The sequence below is a fragment of the Bradyrhizobium oropedii genome (genome assembly GCF_020889685.1).
Taxonomy (GTDB): Bacteria; Pseudomonadota; Alphaproteobacteria; order Rhizobiales; family Xanthobacteraceae; genus Bradyrhizobium; species Bradyrhizobium oropedii.
The window spans coordinates 1-19,402 of record NZ_JACMYO010000114.1; the positions used below are offsets into that span (position 1 = coordinate 1).

Consider the following 19,402-nt stretch of genomic DNA (forward strand, 5'->3'; position numbering starts at 1 on the left):
CCGGCGGCCGTTCGGGCTCGGGAATGGCGCGCCAGCGCGCGAACTCGTCGGCGATGCGGGCAAACTGCAGTCTGGCGGCGGGATGCATCGAAGGCCCTTCCTTGGGCCGCGATGATAGCATCGCCCCGACTGCGCGCAACGCGGCTACTTCTGTTCCGCCTCCGTTGCGGTGGCCGGGCCTTCGCCCATGATCAGCAATACGGCGTCCTCGTCCTTGGCGCCGTCCCAATGCACCTGCTTGCCGAAATGGGTGACGAAGCTGCCCGCCGGCATCGCCACGGTGCCGTGATCGGGATCGAATTTCGGACCGGAACCGACCCACCAGGTGCCCTTGAGCACGACGATGTAGCGGTCGTTGGGATGGAAGTGCGGACGGCTGAAGTGATTGCCCTTGGTCCATTTGGTGTAGACCAAATAGAACCCGGGCTTCGAGGGATCGCCGACCACGACGGCGTTCTGCGCGCCGCGCGCGTCGACCGGGCTCCAGGGAATTTGATCCGGCAGCTTGTAGGTGACGGCAGCGGGATTGAGCTCGGCCGCAGAGCTGACGCTCAGCGTGCCGGCAAGGGCCAGCGGCATCATCAGATATCGCCAGGATCGGTTCGACGCCGTCATCGGATTCTCCCAGATCTGATTCCTCGGGCAACTGCCGCGCCCGTATGTCGCGTGATGGTAGTCGCTGTCGTTCGAGCGGAGCAAGACGCGTCCGCGCATGTCTGACCTCAAGATTGCGACAACAGTCCGTGACACAACGCAGCTGCAACATGAAAAACGATTTACGCCGCTGCGGACGATGATAGGTTGCGCGCCAACCAAAAGACGGGAGGACAACCTTGAAGAAGCAACTGTCGATACTGGCGGCGGGACTTGTGATCGGTGCGGCCGCGCTGCAATTCTCCACTAGTGCATCGGGTGACGACGGCTGGGTCACGCTGCTCGACAGCTCCAGGAAGGGCGACTGGGACGAGGTCGGCAAGGCCAATTGGGCCATGAAGGACGGCGCGCTGGTCGCCGACAAGCTCGACGGCAAGGATCTCTCCTATCTCGTCAGCAAGACCCAGTACAAGGACTTCCAGATCCGCGCCGAGTTCTGGACCGACGAGGACGCCAACAGCGGCGTCTTCATCCGCTGCGAAGGCAACAAGGTGATCGACTCCAAGGTCTGCTACGAGGTCAACATCTTCGACAAGCGGCCGGACCCGACCTATGGCACCGGCGCGATCGTCGACGTCGCCAAGGTCGATCCGATGCCGAAGGCAGCCGGCAAATGGAACGTCTACGAGATCACGGCGCAGGGGCCGCATTTCGTCGTGACGCTGAACGGCCAGAAAACCGTCGACGCCCAGGACTCCAAGCACGCCAGCGGCTACATCGCGCTTCAGTATGGCTCGGGTGTGGTCAAGTTCCGCAAGGTGCAGATCAAGGCGCTCTGACCCCGTAGGTCGAGCGAAGCCCGGTCGCGGCGCGGCCGGGCTCTGCCCTCGCAAGTCGTGCGCTATCGAGCGGTAGCCTTCGGATCGTCGCCTTGCGTGCGCAAATGATGGCCGAGTACGAGCCCGGTCAGGCACAGCAACAGCCCGAGCGCCGGCGGCGCGAACAGCGCCTCTTCCTGGAAGATGCCGTTCACCAGCACGACCATCGTGCCAAACGCGGCGAGCCCCTGAGTGAGAATTCCGGACGAGGCGTAGAGGCGCCAGGCCTTCAGCGCCATCGCAAAGAAGAAGCCGAGCGGCACCACCGCGCCGATCCCCATCTGATAGAGCAGGACGCCGACGGCGCTCTCCACCGCGCCGTCCATCGTGCCGGCCGCTTGCGCGGCGTTCCAGTCGATCGAGAAGTAGCCTTCGGAGAGATTGCCGCCGACGCCAAGCCCGCGGCCGATCAGGTTCTGCCGGAATCCATCCCAGCCGCCCATGAAGCCGATCACGTGGAAATCGCCGATCTGGAGTCCGATATGGATGGCTGCGATGGCATACACCGCCAGCCCGACCAGCGCGACGGCAAGGGTGATGGTGGCGCCGAACAGCCAGGTTGCCGTCCAGGCCAGGGCGACGAAGATCACCAGGACGAGCGCGCCCTTGACGCTGCAGAAGATCAGCAACGGGATCGCGGCCAGCGCCAGCCAGCGATACCCGACCGCGAACAGGAACAGGACGGAGAAGGCGATCCCGTAGCCGAAGCTGATCGGGCTCATATTTGGCCCGAAGATGCGCAGAATTGACGACAGTCCGAGATCCTCGAACAAGGGGCTGTTGAGAAAGCTGAAGCGGAAGCGGTCGATCAGATCGACGGGCACGTTGCCGGTTTGGCGCATCTCGGCTTCCCAGGACCCGGAGCGGGTCGCCTTCAGCTCGTCGAAGTGCCAGAACGTGTAGCCATTGGTAATGGTGAGCCAGAAATCGCGGAACAGCAGTTCGACATATCCGCAGACGATCAGCAGGATGGCGACCGCCACCAGGAACGGGGTGATACGGATATCGAAGGTTGCCGCGGTCAGCAGCGAGAGCTGGAACAGAAACAGCGGAAACGCAATGTTGCGCAGATAGACGAGCGATGCATGCGCGTCCTGCGTCGCGCCGAGCAGGAAGTACACCCCAACGACCGCGAGGGTCATCAGCCCCCATCTCATGATCCGGTCGATCTCGGCGGAGTGCCTGCGCTCGCGCAGCAGATACAGCGCCAGCGTGACCAGCCACATCACCGCGCAGATGAGGAAGTTGTAGCCCTTGACGAAATCCATCTCCTGCTCGGTCGCTATGTAGGACGACAGGATCGAGACGAAGAGATTCTGGAAGAAGATGATGAAGACGGCAATCGACGGCGCATAGGCCGGTGCCGCAAGCACGATCGCGCAACCGATCAGGCTTTCGACGACGATCGCTAGCCCGGCATTGGCGGCCTGCATGATCGGCGCAAACGCGATCGATGCCACGGCGATGCCGAGGGCAGGAACCAGGTCGCCGGCCAACAGCGGCCGCGGGGCTATCTCTGCTCGCACTGGCTCTGACCTAAATGACCGGACGTGTGGATATGCCACACCCGCATCGTCGATCTAGCCGCGCATTGTGTAAGAACGGGTTAACCAGCAGCCGCTAGCGCGTCCCGAGCAGCGCCTTCAGCGCCTCGCGGTCGGCCTTGCCGGTGGCGGCATCGGCCAGGCCGAAGCCCTGCGACATTTCCCAATGTGTCCAGCCCCAGCACTGTTGCCGGGCGTAGGTGGTGACGCCGGCGAGCCAGCGCAGCCGGCTGTCGCGCGGAGCCCCGGCCTTGAGCACCCCGAATTCATTGATGATGATCGGCCGCGAATGCTGCCGCTGCCAGGCGGTGGCGGGCTCGAGCCATTTGTCGATGCCGCGGTCGGGCGTCGCCCGGTCGACCATCGCAAGCGCCTTGCGCTGGTTCATCGCCGTGAGTTGCTCCCGCAACTGCTGAACCCTGGGATCGTCGGCGTGGACCGGATAGGGCAATCCGATGACGTCGTGGAGCGGCTCATTCGGGTCCCAGTGAGCCTGATGGGTGAAAACCATCGGATCGTAGAAGTGAATGGCATAGACGACGTTCGGATCGTCGAGCGGCATGAAGCCGGGCAGTGAATCCGCGCGCTGCCAGTTGACGGGACCCGTGATCAGCGTGGTTTGCGGAAGCAGTTTGCGAATGAAGCCGGCGAGCTCGCGGATTTCGCCTTGCCATTGCGCGGCATCGACCTCCGGCTCGTTCAGGAGTTCCGCAAAGACGCGATCGGACGGATAGCGCTGCATGACCCGCGCGAGCGCGGTCCATGCGCTTTTCATTTCGGCCATCGCGCCGGGCGGATCGTCCTTGTGCAGTGCGTTGAAGTGCTGGCCCGAATGCAGGTCGATCGACACGGCATAGCCGAGCGCGAGCAGGGTCTTCAGCGCGCCATCGATGGTTTGCAGGCGGCCGTCGATCTCCGCTTTCGCGGCGAAGCGCGGCATGACGAAGTCGGCCGGCACCGGCAACCGGATGTGGGTCAAGCCGGCCTTGCGCAGTTCGAGCAGCAGGCTGCGCGGCGGTGCAGACCGTGGATCGGCGATCCAGCCGTCGGCATTGACGCCGCGCGACAGCGCCGTGAGCCGATCCGACGCGACGCCTTCGATCAGGGCAGGACAGGCCCGTGCGGCCACGGACAGCAGGATGGAAGCGGCGGCGATGATGGCGGGGATCGATAGCCGGGCCATTGGACGATCAACTCGCGATCGCGGCAGGAGCAGGACACAACCCGGCGCGACCCGCGCGTCGCTCAGGCATATTGCTTGTCGTGTTGCCGGCTTGCGGCGGTCGATTGGAGTTCGTTGAGCACCACACCGGCGAGCTTGCGTTCGGCGCCACCGAGCGCGGTGATGATGTCTTCCATTGACGCGTTGATGTCGTGATCCACCGGCAGCGCCGCGATCAGCCCGTCCGCCATGTCGAACAGCTGCCGTTCGTCCGCACCCCACGGCATCGGCGGCCCGTCGAGGATGACGAGATCATGGCCGCCGGCGGAGCGGGCCTGCGCGATCGCCTTCCGGATCGCCTCGCTGGCCCTGGCGGGATTGCCGGGGATCGCCGGCAGGATCGCGATGCCGTTGGCGGTGTTGATGGCGCGTGACGCCTTGCTGCCGATGGTGAGCCAGTCGAGGCGGCTCGGTCTGCTCTGGACGGGATGCGCGACCCTGTCGGTCAGGCCGCGGACGCTCGCGTCCGCATCGATCAGCAGGACGCGTGCACCGTCGCGCGCGGCGACAAGCGCGATATTGAGCGCGACGACGCTGCGATCGGGATCGTTGGCTGTGCCGACCACGGCCAGCACGGGAACGCCGCCGGGCGCCGTCCGCGTTGCCAGCGCCGCATGGATCTGGCGCATGGTGTTGGAGAACAGCCCCAGTGCCGAACTGGTGCGCAGCGTCGGCCAGCCGAACCGCGTGACATCGGCGAGATTGTCGCCGGTCAGGATGCCGCCGAGCGTGCGCATGACGTCGGATTCCTGCAACTCGGCGATCAGCGGTTTCTCGATCACGGGCATGTCGACGATGCCGGCGGCCGGCTGCACCGCGGGCGACGCCTGCACGGGCGGCTTCGGCTTCGCGATCACGGGCTGCCGCTCCGATGCTGCTTCCTGTTTCGGCTGGATCCTGTGGCGGATCGGATCGGCGCCGGGCGCCAGCTGGCTGGCGGCCACGATCCAGGCTGCGGCGGCGAGGCCGCCGAACATGAAGCCGATCATCGCGAGCAGGGTCATCGCCGGCGGGAAGGTGCGCTGCTGCGGGATCGTGGCATCGCCGATCACGCGCGCGCTCGAGGTGTTGAGGCTCTCCTGCTCCTCGGTCTCGCGCGAGCGCTTGAGGAACGACTGGTAGACGTCGCGGCTGGCATCGACTTCGCGTTCGAGCTCGCGCAGCCGTACGGACGCCTGGCTCATCTGCACGCTCTGGCGCTTCTGGGCGTCCAGCGCCTTGTTGAGCGAGGCTTCGTAGTCGCGTGCCCGGGTCAGATTGTTCTTGGCGGCCAGTGCAACGCGGTCGACCTCTTCCTTGATGGTGCGACGCAGGTCCTCGACCTGCTGCTCGACCTTGCGCAGATCCGGATGACGCGGCCCCAGCTCACCCTGCATTTCCGCCTGACGCTTCTTCGCTTCAGCATATTGCGAGCGCAGATTGGCGATGGTCGGCGATTGCACCGCTTCGGGGATCGCGCCCGGGTCGGTCGCGCCGCGGCGGGTGGCTTCGATCTGGTCGTAGCTGGCCTGCGCGTCGAGCGTCTGGGCACGCGCTGCGGCCAGCCGCTGGTTGCCGCCCGAAAGTTGCTGGTCGGTGAGCAGATTGTCCTGCGAGCCGACGAAATTGTTCTGCGCCTTGTACGATGCGAGCGCCTCTTCGGCATTGCGCAGGCGTTGCTGCAGCTCCTTCAACCGGCCGGACAGGTCGCGGGTGGCGCGCCGTGCGGCCTCGGCCTGCGATTGCTTCGACTCGGTGAGATAGGCCTTGGCGATCGCATTCGCGAGCATCGCGGCCTTGACCGGATCGTGCGACCAGACATCGACATCGACGATGAAGGTGCGATCGGTCTTCTTGACGTTGATATGGCGGTTCAGCGTATCGAGCGTGTTCATCTCGATCTGCTGTTGCTGCTCCGCGCTGGTTCTCGGTTCGATGCCGAACAGGCCGAGCAGCGAGGCGAGCAGGCCCTTGCTCGCGGCGCCGCCGCCGAACTCGGGATCCCTGACGAGGTTGGTGTCGCGGATCACCTGCAGTAATACGTTGTTGGACGTGATGAGGCGCGACTGGCTTTCGACCACCATCGCGAGGCCGGAGACGTCCTGGGCACGCGGGGTCAGCTCGCGCTCGACGAGCTGCAGCTCGCGGGGATCGACATAGAGCTGGGCGCCCGCGGTGTATTTCGGCGTGAGGCTCTTGCCGATTGCGACCGCGATGCAGGCGCAGAGCAGCGCAGCCGACAGGATCGCAACCTTGCGCGCCCACAACAGCCGGATCAGCTCGAGCACGTTGAAGCCGGCCGGGATTGCGGTCCGGCGCGGCTCCGACTTGGCCCGGTCTATCGGCTGGTCATAGCTAAGCATCGACCCCAGCTTCCGTCTGAATGGCCGCACGCATCGGCTGAGGAGCACTCTTTCGGGCCACGCAACGCGCACGAGACGACGCGGAAAAAACGCAACACGAAAAATTAACCATACTCATTCGCCGACTATTCACCAGAAAGGCAAACAAAGGGTTTAAGCGCGGGCGCATCGGAACGCCTCCGCCATGGTCAGAACAGGGACATTCCGCCGCGCCGCGGCCTCCAGCGCGTAGGTCATGAGGTCGGGCGTGCAGCCATAGAGGCTCGGCGCGTCGGCAACGTCGTGGCTGTAGAAAATTAACCAGCCGTTCATGTTTGCCGCCTCGGCGAAGGCCGCATCGATCCGCTCGTGGGACATCTGGCGGTCGATCAGCGGCATGGCGCGGAGGAATTGCAGGTCGACCTCGCCGCTGTTCACACCCGGCACGATGCTGCGGCAGGTGCGGAATTCAGACCTCAACTGGTGTTTCCGCGCATAGGAGCCGTAGCCGAACGGGTAGGCGAAGGTCTCGACCGGCATGGTCGGATCGAGCGAGTGGAGATACGTGCGGTTACGCGCGATCTCCGCCGCCAGCGAGGTCTCGTCGAGATCGCAGGCGCGGCGGTGCGAGAAGGTGTGGCAGCCGACCTCATGACCGCGGCAATGCAACGAGACGACGTCGTCGGCGGTGCCGGTGCTCCAGTCGGGCGCGTCGAGCCCGACCAACCCGCCTGACACGTAGAACGTCCCGCGGGCGCCGTAGGATTCGAGAATGTCGGCGCCGAACGTCGCCGCACTCTTCGGCAGATCGTCAAAGGTGAAGGTCACCATCGGCGTCGCATTGTTCAGGCGGAAACGTTCGACCTGAACATGCATCGCCAGCCGGTGGCTGACCTTGACCCTGGCTTCCGACCACAATGCGTTCATGATCCAAGCTTCCGCAAGATCACATGATAGTCGCCGTGCCGAACGTCGATCTTGCCCGGCAGCAATGCGTTCATTGCCTTCGCCGCCGCGTCGATCACCGCGGCCAGAACCGGCTTGCGCCGGCGCATCTCGGGATAGCGCGGGCTCTCGTATTTCTTCCGGTAGATGACTTGCAATCCGCGGCCGGCCACGAACGCTTCGAGATTGCCTGGCGTCACCAGCGGATGGAAATGGGTCGGGAACGGCGCCTCGCCCGGCAGCCCGGCGTGCTTCTCGCCGCGGATGCGGCGGTAGAACCAGACGTGGAACCAGTGCGGGGAATATTTCGTGACGATACCCGACAGCGACTTCGGGTTCGGCGCGCCGATCAACAGCAGTCCGTTCGGCTTCAGCGCCTCGCAGAACCCGCTCAGCACGGCCTCCACATCGGGGATGTGCTCGATGACGTTGTAGCAGATGATCAGGTCGAAGCGCCGCGGCGGGAAGCGGTAGGTCTGGATGTCGCCGAGAACGGCTTCCTGCGCATAGCTGTTGTTGCGGATCTGATCAGGGTCAATGTCGACGACGGTCACATGCGAACGACGCAGCACGCCGAGCGGCAGATAGCTGGTCGAGCCGCCGCCGGCTTCGTAGATCGAAAGCGGACCGGCCGGCAGCCGGGCCTCGAGGATGCTGTGAACCGTGAGCAGGCTCTGCTTGGCCTTGCCGGGCGGCAAGGCGAGCAGCGATTCCGGATGGATTTCGGCAGGGATAGTCATCGAGAGCTCGGCGAGCGGGGCAGGACGCGTAGCAAGCGCGAGGGATTTCGTCATTGGTTCATCCAATGTTGCTGTTTGCGAATTTGGTACGGAACATGGCGATGCCCTGCTTCAGCCGACCGCGCAGGCGCGCGATGTCGAACAGCCAGCAGAACGCGGCGTAGACGGCGAACCCCGCTCCGACCAGCACGATGCTGGCGGGGAGATCGGCAAGGTACAGGACGCGATCCAGCGCGCCGACCGTGACTGCCATCGCGAGCGCGGCGATGACGATCAAGGCGAGGCGGCCGATCGGGATCGGAATCCGGAAGGCGAAGCGGCTCAGGATCAGGGCGCAGGCAAAGCCGGCAATGTCGGCGCCGAGCCGCGCCCAGGCCGCGCCGATGGTGCCGTAGAGGCTGACCAGCAGATAGGACAGGATCACATTGGCCGCGATGATCGATGCGGTGTTGATCAGATAGAAGGAATTGCGTCCCGACAGCAGGAAGCTCGCATGCAGATATTGCTGCGTCAGCACCTGGAACAGCACGGCGGCCGCGATGATCGGCATGATCTCGGATGCGAGCGCGCGGAAGTCGACACCGAGGATGATGTTGGCGATATGCGGGGCGATCAGGGCGAAGCCGAGACAAGCCGGCAGCGTGACGCCGGCGAGCAGTTCGAGGCAATCGGCGAGATGAGTCCTGATGGCGCCCGCCGCGTCGCCTTGCCGGGCCTGGATCTGCACGGCCATCGGAAAGAAGGCCGCGGCCATGCTCATCGCGGGCATCATCAGGGTCTGGCGAACCAGGTCCAGTGCCGCGACATATTTGCCGGCGTCGGCTGCGCCGATCAGGTTCGCGATCATGAAGCGGTCGGTCACGCTCGAGATCGCCAGCAGCGTCAGCGACAGGGTCAGCGGCAGGCCGGCGCGGGCGAGCGACCGCAGGTCGGCGCGGCTGAAATTGATGATGGTGCCGCGCCATGCGCTGCGCGTCTGCACTAGAACGGCGACGAGATAGGCCAAGCTGGCCGCGAGCAACAACAGGACGCCGGTCGGGCTGATTGTTGCGACGACGACGCCGAAGCCGAGCAGGGCGCCGGCGCGGACCAGGGTCGCCCTCATTACCGAGAGTGCCTTCAACCGTGCCCGCAGCAGGTCCTGCGTCAGCTCGAACAGGCCGATCGCAATGGCGAGGGCGACGGCGGCCAGCGCCGCAGTCGCATCGAGGCCGACGAGACGCGCCAGCAGCCAGGCGATCGGCGCGGTGAGGCAGGAGATCAGATAGCCCGACGCCACCAGGCCGCGGACGTCGGTGCCGTCATCGCGGGCATGGCCGCTCAGGATCAGATTGCGGAACCAGCCGACCAGGAAGACCGAGATGACGGAGGCGAAGCCGACACCCAACAGGTAGACGCCATAGTCATGCGGCGCGAACAGCCGCGTGAAGACGAACACGCTCAGAAGCCCGAGCAACGCCGAAAGCACGTTGGCCGTCAGGTTGATGCTGGCCTGTCCGATCAGCATGATGCGGCAAGCTCCGCCGGTCTTGCCGCCGCCGACGACGCCAGGATGGCGTCGCTCTCGGCCACGACCTCGCGAATTGTCGCGACCGGCGTTCCCGAGAACGATGCGATCGAGAACGCGACGTCGTCCCTGTTGGCCCGCAGCAGCAGCCGGGTGAGCTCGTCCTTGCTCAAGGTCGGGTCATCCCAGTAGCTGACGCATTGCGTCTTCGGCACCACCGAGTGACGCAGCGCCGACGCCTCATCGTTTTCGACGAAGAAGCCGTACAGCAGGTATTCGGAGAACTCGCGGGTCCGGCACAGCGCCTCGATCCAGTCCATGCCGGCGACGGCCTCGATGCGCTCGGCGAGCGCGCGAGTGGTCTGCTTGTCCCAGAAGATGATGTGTCCGATGAAGTCCGGCGCCGGGAATGGCGGCGTCGGCAGGCCGATCAGCTGATGGCTGGTCTCGAGCCAGCGCGAATGGCGCGGCTGGTCGGCGGTGACCGCGTTGGCCATCTTCAGCAGCGGGATCGTGTTCGGATACCGGAAGCGCGCCAGATCGAAATCGCGGAAGAACACGATGTCGGAATCGAGGATGCAGAACCGCTCATAGGGCAGCGCGATCGTCGCCGCGATCTTCAGGATCTGTTGCACGTGCCAGCCGTTCACCGGCTTGGCGCGCAACGACCACCAGAACTGGCGGCGCTTGCGCTGGATCATGCGCGGCAGCGGCCGCAACCAGTCGGGCAGGAAGGAGGAGGCCGGAATGATGATGCGGCGCTCGCTTGCGAGTGGCGCGAACAGCGACAGGTCGCAATCCGGAACCAGCAGATAGTGCCTGGAGAAGGACGTGACGTGGCGATCCACGCTTTCGCAAAGCAGCGTGCAGATTTCCAGATCGCGCCCATAGGTCGGGGTCAGCAACGCGACAGGGTTCATCTCGTAACACTCTCCGGCGACACCGTTTCACGGCGGAACAATGCGGCCGCCGGACTTCGTCCTGAACCTCAGTTCAGCAAGATCGGTGCCGGAGTGTTTTGCGCGTCCTGCCCGCGGCCTTGATGGTTAAGCAATGGTAAATGCCGGCGCAGCGCGGCCGTTAACGGATCGGAAGTCATCGTTCGGTTGCGTGATTTTGACGCTGGATCGGGATGTTGCCCGGATATTGCAGTGTTCACGCCTCGAATGCCGACGCGGTCGGCGCAGGTGAGTGCGTATGCGGATTCGGTGGCATTTCCGATCGGTAAGCGGCACGGCCGAACGGCGGGCCGTATTGTCAGTCCATTTCGAGACAGCCTTGCCGTCAGCGCTGTGCGTTTTTGGCACGCGCGGCGCGGGCGAACCAGCCGGAGCGCGCGATGTCGGTTGATCGCGGAATCACGCGACGCCGCGCCCTCGCATTCGCGGCGCTCGCCGTCGGCGCATTGCCGTCCGTGCGGGCCGCACCGTCAGCCCGGTCGCGGCTCGGTGCGAATTCCGCGCGATTCGCCGGCGCCTTTGTCAACTGGGGTGAGACCGGCCGCGAGCACGTGCTGCAAGGCTGGGAGAAGTGGCTCAACCGGCCGCGCTCGTCGGTGCTCGGCGTCGACTTCTACGGCCAGAACAGCTGGGACGACTTTCACAAGCTGGACTGGGTGCCCGGGCTCTGGAAGAAGCTCAATCCGGCGCGCAACGTGGTTTGGTCGGTACCGCTCACCATCACCGAAACGCCGCTCGCGGATGTCGCGGGCGGGCTGCATGACGCCGAGTTCGAAGCGGCCGCGCGCGCGATCGGAGACGCACATCCCAAGGCGATCATTCGCCTCGGCTGGGAGATGAACATCTCCAATATGGGCTGGTTCGCCAAAGGACATGAGGACGACTACATCAAGGCGTTCCGCCATGTGGTCGCGATCTTTCGCGGTCGCTCGGAAAGCTTCAAGTTCGACTGGTGTCCGGGCTGGGGACTTCAGGATATGCCGGCCGACGCCGCCTATCCCGGCGATGATGTCGTCGACACCGTCGGCCTCGACGTCTACGATTTCAAATCGGATGCCAGCGCGGCGGAGCGCTGGACCAACTCCTATCTCAAGGCGCCGTTCGGCCTGGAGTGGCAGCGCGCGTTCGCGGCGAGCCATGGCAAGCTGATGAGCTATCCGGAGTGGGGCGTCGGCCAGGCCGGCGACAACGCATTCTTCGTGCAGCAGATGCACGACTGGTTCGCAGCAAATCAGGCAGCGATCGCCTATGCCGCCTATTTCGATGTCGATGGCCTGTGGCCGACGCAGATCGATAACGGCAAGTTTCCGCAAGCCGCGAGCCTGTTCCGCAAATTGTTCGCGGGCTGACCAGACGCGTCTATCCGCTCAAGCAAGCGCCCGGCCTGTCCTCCGACTGACCGGGCTTAGTCATTACTCGTTGCCGCGTCAGGCGGCCTTGGTGTTGGTCAGCAGCGTCAGGCCCATCTTCAGCTTGTCCTGCAGCGTGCGCTGGGCGAGGCAGGTGAACAGGCACAGCTTGTCACAAGCAATGGTCTCCTTGCGGCGGGCCTGCGCTTCCTCGCTGTACCAGATCTCGCGTGCGGTCTGGGTGCGCACGTTGCCGATCGGCTTGAAGAACCAGCACACTTCGAGGCGGCCGTCGGAGCGGATGAAGTAGTTCCGCATGCCGACGCGGCAGGGCATCACTTCCTTCGGCGCCTTCTCGCGGCGGAAATGGTTCGGCCAGGCGCGCAGCACGGCCTCCCCGTTGAGGATCGGCGCGCCCGCACGCTTCAAGCGCAACAGCTCGTCGCGCACCTTGATCAGATCGTCCAGCTCGCGCTCACCGATCCACAGCTCGTCCTCGACCTCCTGGGTGCCCTGCTCGACGGGCTGGAAGCTCAGCGCGGTGGCGCCGATCTCCTGGATCCAGTCGACCATTTCGGGCAGGCGGCGGAAGTTCAGCCTGTGCACGACCGGCTTGATGATGATCGGAAAGTCCAGGCCTTCGGCACGACGCTGCTCGGCGACATTGCGGATGCCCTGCACGATGTCGGCCAGCGAGTTCTCGACGCCGCGCGAGTAGTTGTGGATCGTGGGGTCGGTGGAGTCGATCGAGATATTGATGTTGAACGGGTGCGCTTCGACGGTCTGCGCCACGACCTTCTTGTTGAGATAGGCGCCGCCATTGGTGGTGACGCCCCAGTGGATGTCGTTGTCGCGGCAGAACCGCAGCAGGTCGAGAAAGCCCTTCTTGATGTAGGGCTCGCCGCCGGCGAATTCGACATGATAGGCCCCGATGAATTCCTTCAGGCTCGCGAGGGCGCGCTGCCACTCCGGGATCGTCATCTCGTCGCGATAGTTCGGACGGCGCCAGTAGTCGCAGTAGCGGCATTTGTAATTGCAGCGTTCGACCACCTCCGCGAAGATCGCCGCCGGGCGGGTGACGTCGCGTCCGGTACGCAAATAGAGCTCTTCCGAGAGGGCGTTGCGGACATGCTTGGTGCCGAGCGAGACGAGATCGAGCGCTTTCAAGGTGAACCTCAGTCTTTTTTGTGTTGCTGCGATCGGATCGACGGATGATTTATGGGTCGATCAGCAAATTGGATGCCAGCCCGGACGCGGAGCTTGTGTCGCGCGTGCGCGAGGGCTCTTAACCCTAAGGGTTCGCTAACGGCGCGGCCCCGGTCACGGGGCGGCGCTCCCGCGCGCCCGTCATTCCAGCAAAATCACTTCGCTAGACTTCAAATTAACCTTGCGACGAAGTTGGGCTAACGCGCCTCTCGCCTGGAGCGGATTTTGCCATGAGGTCGCCGTAACGTTCGTTCCGCGACCGTATTGCCGCCTGTGTCGGTCACTTTGGGACGGCCATGTCCCATTCCGATCCGTGCCGGGATGATGCGTCTTGCGGATCGCGATTGCCAGGAGGGCATGGAGATGTCGACCGAGCTTGCTGTAGCCGACCGCGCCTGGGTCACGACGTCACCCGTGCTCGATTGCTCCATTGAGACCGTCATCTGCATTCCGAGCTTCCGCCGGCCGAAGCACCTGCGGCTGACGCTGGAGTCCATCGCGGCGCAGCGCACCCAACGCAGCTTCGCGATCGTCGTGGTCGAAAACGATGCCGCGCATTGCGAGAGCGCGCCGGTCGCGGCCGAGTTTCTCAATTCCGGTAAGGTGCGCGGCGTCTGCATCGTCGAGCCCCGGCAAGGCAATTGCCAGGCGATCAACGCGGCGTTCGAGACGGCGCTCGAGACATTCCCGAACGCCCAAAATTTCCTGATGATCGACGACGACGAGGTCGCCTCGCAGGATTGGCTGGAGCGGATGGTGCAGGCGACCGAGACCACCGGTGCCGAGATCATCGGCGGGCCGGTGTGGCCGAATTTCGATGACAAGCACAAGGGCGGCCTCAAGCGTCATCCGGCATTCGCGCCGGCCTATCATGCCAGCGGTCCCGTCCCGGTGATCTATGGCTGCGGCAACTGTCTGATCCGCCGCGCGGTGTTCGAGCGGCTCGGACATCCTGCCTTCGACCTGCGCTTCAACTTCCTCGGCGGCGGTGACCACGACTTCTTCGCGCGGGCACGCCGTGCGGGCTTCCGCTTCTTCTGGGTGACGGACGCCGTGATCAGCGAGACGGTTCCCTCGGCCCGGACCAATCTCGGCTGGATCGTGCGGCGCGGCTTGCGGATCGGCGCGATCAACTATCACATCGAGCGCAAGGCGGCGCAGACGATGTGGTCGCGCGTGGCCGTGAAAGCCAAGATGTTCGGCCTGGTGCCGTTTTCGCTGTATCGCTTTACGCGGATCGTACTGAGCGAGCATCAGGCCGTGATCGCGATGCATCCGATGGTGGTCGCAGTCGGCAGTGCGCTGGCGGTGCTCGGCATCGAGCCGCAGCCTTATGCGGCGTCCAAGATCGCGTCGTGAGCGATTTGTCCGTCACCACTGATAGCCGGGCGCTGCTTGCCGACATCGCGCGCCGGCCGGTGATGGACATCGTCCGCTGCGCGCTCTTCATCGGCATCCTGCTTCTGGCCTGGATTTCGCTGCGTCCGTTCGAAGATCTGAGCGGCTTCTATGTCGGCGATGTTGTCTCCGGCAAGGACGCGTTTCTCTACGGCCTGTTCGGCGTGCTGATGGTCGCGATGCTGGCGCTGACCCTGCGGGACAATCTGCCGGCGCTGCAATCGCTGATGACGCCGGCCTTCCTGCTGTTTGCGGGCTGGATCTGCGTCACCGTCGTGCTGTCGTCCGACCCGGCGACCTCGCTGCGCCGTCTGGCGCTGTCGGTGTTCGTCATCGTGGTGACGGCAACGCTGCTGCTGCTGCCGAAGTCGCAGGGCGAATTGATGCGCTGGTTCGGCATAGCCGCGCTGGTCCTGCTCGTCACCTGCTATCTCGGCGTTTTCCTGGCGCCGCATCTGTCGATCCATCAGGCGACCGATCCGCAGGAGCCGGCGCTTGCCGGCAATTGGCGCGGTGTGTTCGGCCACAAGAACGTCGCCGCAGCGATGATGGCGATGCTGATCTTCGTCGGCATCTATTTGATGCGGGCCGGCGGCTGGCTCTCCGGCATCGCCGTGACCGGGTTCGCCGCGGTCTTCCTGTTCTTCACGGCCGGCAAGAGCGCGATCGTGCTGTGCGTCGCCGTGCTGATGCTGACGTCGCTGATGCCGGTGATCCGCTCGCGCCTGGGCCGCGCGCTGCTGTTGCTGACCCCGCTGCTGCTGCTCAACCTGTTCAGCGTCGGCACCGTGATGAGCGACACGCTGGCTGCGATCGCCAACCGGATGCCGATCGACACCTCCTTTACCGGCCGCGCCGACATCTGGGCATTCGCGCTCGAGTCGCTGCACCAACGCTTGTGGACCGGCTACGGCTTCGAAGCGTTCTGGGGCACCAGCGCGATCCAGAATTTGCAGGAAGGCAAGGAGTGGGCGGGCTACGCCTCGCATAGCCACAATGGCTATCTCGACACCGCGCTCGGAACCGGCCTGCCGGGTCTCGCGCTGCTGATCGCGGCAATCGTCATCAAGCCGCTGCGCGATTTCCAGGCCGCCGATCTCGGCGGCAACGACACGCCGCTGACGCTGCTATTCCTGCGCATCTGGCTGTTCGGCCTCTATCTGTCGTCGATGGAGAGCTTCTTCCTCGATCGCGCAGACACCATCTGGGTGACGTTCCTGATCGGGGTGTGCGGGCTGCATTATCTCGCCCGGTTCCGGATGCGGAGCTAGAGCTGCGCGCGGACCGCGTTGGCGACGTCCGTCCACCAGCCATCGAAATCGAACGGGATGGGCACGTTCGGGCGCTTCAGCGCCTTGACGATCCGGTCGGCATATCCAGCACTGTCGGCGTCGCGCGGCACCAGCAGGATAGCGCCGCGGTCGATCAATTCCTTGAAGCGCGGGTGATGGTCGAACTCGTCCGGCAATGCCGGGCCGGTGACGATCAGCGGCCGGCCGGACTGCACGCAGGCCAGGATGCTGGAGCGCCGCGCCGTCAGGCCTTCGGCCAGCGAGTAGCAGAACACGTCGATCTCGCCGAGCAGGCCGAACACCTCGTGATCGGAGGCGACATAGCCGGAGACGATGACGTCGCCCTTCAACCCCAGCTCGGCGACGCGGGCATAGAACTTCTGCTCGATATTGTCGGTGCCGCGGATGAAGGAGCCGACATAGACGATCAACGGCTGCAGGCCCCGCTGCTTCAGGATGGCGCCGATCTCGAGCAATCCATTCGGCTGCTTGCCCGGATAGATCGAGCCGAAATGCCCGACGATGAGCTGGCCATTGCCGCGTGCCGCGACGAGCCGATGCAGCAGCATCGAATCCGCGAAGCCGGCGGGCGCCGCGATGTTCGGCGGCAGCGGCGCGAGCACGCATTTGCGGACCATGCCGCGCATGATCGAATCGTCGGCGAGCTCGCGACGCACCAGCGGCGAGAACATCACGATGGTATTGGCGAGCCACAGCGCCGGCATATAGGTCAGCCGGCGGATGCCGTTGAGGCCCGCCCATTCGTGCTGGATCAGGACGACCTTCCGATGGCGGAGCCGGGCGAAGAGAAGGGCGAGCAAGGGCCGCGCGATCACGCGCTTCCAGGCCACGATCGGGAAGTTGCAGACCACGCTGTCGGCGCCGCCGACGGCGCGCCAGATCTCGGCGATTGTGCCGTCGGTCTGCGTCAGGGTTAACGCTGTGCCGGCACCGGGCTCGAGCTTCTCGATCGTCTCCTGCAGCAGGCGCGTGAATTGCCCGACGCCGCAGTGCATCTTTGGCCCGGCGCCAAGGAACAGCGCACGATATCGGGGTTTTTCACTCATCGTGCTCAGATGGTCTTGGCTGCTTGTTCTGGCGACCGGTTCCGGAGACATCGCGGTTAGCCATATCGGCGAGACATTAGCTTTGGGTAACCCGGCGCGCATACGCGACGGCATCGTTCTTGCCAATTCCTGCTCAAGAGCAGCCCGCTCGTCCCGGAACGGGACATCGGATGAAGCGAAACGGCGCAGCTGCCAGGAGCGCGACCATGACGACAGGCAGGATCTTCACGAATTGGGATGACAACCATTCCAGGCTCTGGAGCCGTCAGCCGATCCGGCTCGAGCACACCATGCACAAGCAGCCGGCGTTTTCGATGGACGATCTCGCCAGGCTGATTGAGCACTATCCGCGCGAGCATTACAGCCTGGTCAAGACCGGCGCCAAGGGATCGAGCCGCGTCTGGCGCGAGGGCGAGATCGGCAGGCTGCGCGGCCATCAGGTGATCGAGGCAATTTCGCGCGGCGGCCTGTGGCTGAACCTGCGTAACGTCACCGCGGTCGATCGCCGCTACCGCGACATGATCGAGCAGATGTTCGGCGAGATCGCGGCCAAGGTCCCCGGTTTCGACGCGCCGACCCATCAGGCCGGCATCCTGATTTCGTCGCCCGACGCGCAAGTCTACTACCACGCCGATCTGCCGGGGCAGGGCCTGGTCCAGATCGCCGGGCGCAAACGGGTGTACATCTATCCCAACACGCAGCCGTTCATCCGGCCCGAGCATCTGGAGAACATCGCGCTGTTCGACGTCGAGGTCGATATCCCCTACGAGCCCTGGTACGACTGGCACGCGCAGGTGATCGATCTGGAGCCCGGCCAGATGCTGAACTGGCCGCTCAATGCGCCGCACCGTGTCGAGAACCTCGACACCGTCAACATCTCGATGACGATTTCCTATGTGAACGACGACATCCGTCGTGCCCAGATCCTGCATCTCGCCAACGGCATGCTGCGTCATCGTTTCGGCTACGCGCCGCGCAGCCGCAGCATCCGCGGTCCGACCTTCTTCGCCAAGCAGGTGATGCAAAAGCTGCTGCGCGACGGCAAGTGGGTGAAGCGCGAACGCGCGGTGCGCCGCCCGATCGACTTCCGTCTCGACGAGAGCGATCTCGGCAAGATCGTCGATCTGCCCAAGGTGGCGCTGGAAGCGGCGTAAGCGAACTTGCCGGGTGCAGGTACTGACATGACGGTCTTGACGACAGCGGTTGAGAAATTCGGGGCACGGGCCGCGTCCTATGCGGTCGGCTATCGCGTCGAGCTGGTTTCCGATTGGGCGCAGGCTGTCGCCCGCTGGGGCGCATTCGAGCCGCTCACCGCGTTCCAGCATCCGCAATGGTATGCGTCATGGTATCGGGCCTTCGCGTCGACCGACGGCGTTTCGCCGCTGATCGCCATCGTCAGCGATGCCGCCACCGGCGAGCGGGCTGCGTTGCTGCCGCTGATCTGTCACCGACAGGGCGGCCTGCGCATCGTCGAATTCGCCGACCTCAATCTCACCGACTTCAACGCGCCGTTGCTCGGCCCCGCCGCACCGCGCGACGACGTCACTGCATGGCAGTTCTGGCGCCATCTGCAGGCCGCGCTGCGCAAGGTGCACGGCGGAGCCGATCTGGTTCGCTTTCGCAAGATGCCGGTCAGGCTCGCGGGGCGATCCAATCCGCTGGCGCTGCTCGATGGCGTCGGGCCGTCGGTCGTCAACGGCAATTTGCTGACCGTCGGCGATGACTACAATGCGTGGCGCTACGAGCTGGACCGCAAGGTTCGCAAGGAGTTGGGACGGAGCTGGCGCGTGTTCACGCGTGAGCGGACCGCGGCCTTCAAGATTGCTGCCGATACCGACCAGGCGCTGGATCTTCTGTCCATCACGGAGGTGCAGCAGGGAGCCCGGCTGAACGGCCTTGGGCTCAACTACGTGCTCGACGACCCGGACTGCGCCGCCTTCTATCGCGACCTCGTGCGCGAAGGCGCCGATCGCGGTTATGCCGTCATGACCGCGCTGACCACACGCGACGAGGTGGTGGCGACGTTGCTCGGCGTTCGTGCCGGCTCACGCTACGTCATGCTCCGCATCAGCAATGCCGGCGAAAAATGGTCGGCGTGCTCGCCGGGCCGACTGATCATCGATCGCACCATCGAGGCACTGCACGAGGACGGTGTGCGCGAGTTCGATTTCTCGATCGGCAATTACAGCTACAAGCGGCGGTTCAATCCGCAGCGTACGCCGCTGGTCGATCTCAGTGCGCCCTTGAGCTGGCGCGGGCAGCCTCATGCGCTGCGGGATCTCGCCGTGCTGGCGCTGCGTCACTATCCAAAGCTCACCGCGCGACTGAAGCGCGCGCTGGGCAAAGCGTCGCCGTCGCGCGAAGAGGACTGAGTCAAGCG

16 protein-coding genes are annotated in these 19,402 nt (G+C 64.7%); 6 read left to right on the top strand and 10 right to left on the bottom strand.

What is annotated here, in order from left to right; translation table 11 throughout:
* Nucleotides 1–144: 144 nt before the first annotated feature.
* Entirely contained in the window at nt 145–615 is a 471-nt protein-coding gene (locus tag H8A95_RS27405) for a cupin domain-containing protein (RefSeq protein ID WP_229186039.1), read from the bottom strand.
* A 218-nt stretch (nt 616–833) separates the two neighbouring features.
* Here H8A95_RS27405 and H8A95_RS27410 point away from each other — a divergent pair, with 218 nt between their 5' ends.
* Nucleotides 834–1,433 carry a 3-keto-disaccharide hydrolase gene (locus H8A95_RS27410; RefSeq protein ID WP_229186040.1) on the top strand — a complete coding sequence of 200 codons (600 nt, stop codon included), beginning with the start codon at nt 834–836 and terminating at the stop codon, nt 1,431–1,433.
* A 62-nt stretch (nt 1,434–1,495) separates the two neighbouring features.
* On the opposite strand, the gene H8A95_RS27415 is transcribed toward H8A95_RS27410, so the two are convergent.
* The 7 genes from H8A95_RS27415 to H8A95_RS27445 form a co-directional block, all read right to left on the bottom strand.
* Nucleotides 1,496–3,037 (bottom strand): hypothetical protein, encoded by a 1,542-nt coding sequence (locus H8A95_RS27415; RefSeq protein WP_229186041.1) that lies wholly within the window; start codon nt 3,035–3,037, stop codon nt 1,496–1,498.
* A 55-nt stretch (nt 3,038–3,092) separates the two neighbouring features.
* Entirely contained in the window at nt 3,093–4,199 is a 1,107-nt protein-coding gene (locus H8A95_RS27420; protein ID WP_229186042.1) for a glycoside hydrolase family 5 protein, read from the bottom strand.
* A gap of 62 nt (nt 4,200–4,261) precedes the next feature.
* Nucleotides 4,262–6,580 carry a GumC family protein gene (locus H8A95_RS27425; RefSeq protein ID WP_229186043.1) on the bottom strand — a complete coding sequence of 773 codons (2,319 nt, stop codon included), beginning with the start codon at nt 6,578–6,580 and terminating at the stop codon, nt 4,262–4,264.
* Between the two features lie 153 nt (nt 6,581–6,733).
* Complete coding sequence (locus tag H8A95_RS27430) at nt 6,734–7,486, bottom strand: polysaccharide deacetylase family protein (protein WP_229186044.1); 753 nt, start codon at nt 7,484–7,486, stop codon at nt 6,734–6,736.
* The gene (locus H8A95_RS27435; protein ID WP_229186045.1) at nt 7,483–8,298 is read right to left on the bottom strand and encodes a class I SAM-dependent methyltransferase; all 816 of its coding nucleotides are present in this window, start codon (nt 8,296–8,298) and stop codon (nt 7,483–7,485) included. Before H8A95_RS27435 ends, H8A95_RS27430 begins: the two co-directional genes overlap by 4 nt.
* Nucleotides 8,299–8,302: 4 nt before the next feature.
* Entirely contained in the window at nt 8,303–9,751 is a 1,449-nt protein-coding gene (locus H8A95_RS27440; protein WP_229186046.1) for a lipopolysaccharide biosynthesis protein, read from the bottom strand.
* Nucleotides 9,745–10,671, bottom strand: a complete 927-nt coding sequence (locus H8A95_RS27445; RefSeq protein ID WP_229186047.1) for a DUF6492 family protein — start codon at nt 10,669–10,671, stop codon at nt 9,745–9,747. Before H8A95_RS27445 ends, H8A95_RS27440 begins: the two co-directional genes overlap by 7 nt.
* A gap of 419 nt (nt 10,672–11,090) precedes the next feature.
* Here H8A95_RS27445 and H8A95_RS27450 point away from each other — a divergent pair, with 419 nt between their 5' ends.
* Nucleotides 11,091–12,059 (top strand): glycoside hydrolase family 26 protein, encoded by a 969-nt coding sequence (locus H8A95_RS27450; protein ID WP_229186048.1) that lies wholly within the window; start codon nt 11,091–11,093, stop codon nt 12,057–12,059.
* Between the two features lie 78 nt (nt 12,060–12,137).
* Here H8A95_RS27450 and H8A95_RS27455 read toward each other — a convergent pair whose 3' ends face one another.
* Nucleotides 12,138–13,226: a radical SAM protein gene (locus H8A95_RS27455; protein ID WP_229186049.1), complete on the bottom strand. Its 1,089-nt coding sequence runs from the start codon at nt 13,224–13,226 to the stop codon at nt 12,138–12,140.
* A 402-nt stretch (nt 13,227–13,628) separates the two neighbouring features.
* Here H8A95_RS27455 and H8A95_RS27460 point away from each other — a divergent pair, with 402 nt between their 5' ends.
* Together H8A95_RS27460 and H8A95_RS27465 are read left to right on the top strand one after the other, a co-directional pair.
* Nucleotides 13,629–14,624, top strand: a complete 996-nt coding sequence (locus tag H8A95_RS27460) for a glycosyltransferase family 2 protein (protein WP_229186050.1) — start codon at nt 13,629–13,631, stop codon at nt 14,622–14,624.
* Nucleotides 14,621–15,934 (top strand): O-antigen ligase family protein, encoded by a 1,314-nt coding sequence (locus tag H8A95_RS27465; RefSeq protein ID WP_229186051.1) that lies wholly within the window; start codon nt 14,621–14,623, stop codon nt 15,932–15,934. Before H8A95_RS27460 ends, H8A95_RS27465 begins: the two co-directional genes overlap by 4 nt.
* On the opposite strand, the gene H8A95_RS27470 is transcribed toward H8A95_RS27465, so the two are convergent.
* A complete protein-coding gene (locus tag H8A95_RS27470) occupies nt 15,931–17,022 on the bottom strand; it encodes a glycosyltransferase family protein (RefSeq protein WP_229186052.1) in 1,092 nt (363 codons plus the stop codon). The genes H8A95_RS27465 and H8A95_RS27470 overlap by 4 nt on opposite strands.
* Before the next feature lie 206 nt (nt 17,023–17,228).
* Here H8A95_RS27470 and H8A95_RS27475 point away from each other — a divergent pair, with 206 nt between their 5' ends.
* A complete protein-coding gene (locus H8A95_RS27475; protein WP_229186053.1) occupies nt 17,229–18,176 on the top strand; it encodes a cupin-like domain-containing protein in 948 nt (315 codons plus the stop codon).
* Between the two features lie 27 nt (nt 18,177–18,203).
* Nucleotides 18,204–19,394, top strand: a complete 1,191-nt coding sequence (locus tag H8A95_RS27480) for a GNAT family N-acetyltransferase (RefSeq protein WP_229186054.1) — start codon at nt 18,204–18,206, stop codon at nt 19,392–19,394.
* Nucleotides 19,395–19,402 lie beyond the last annotated feature (8 nt).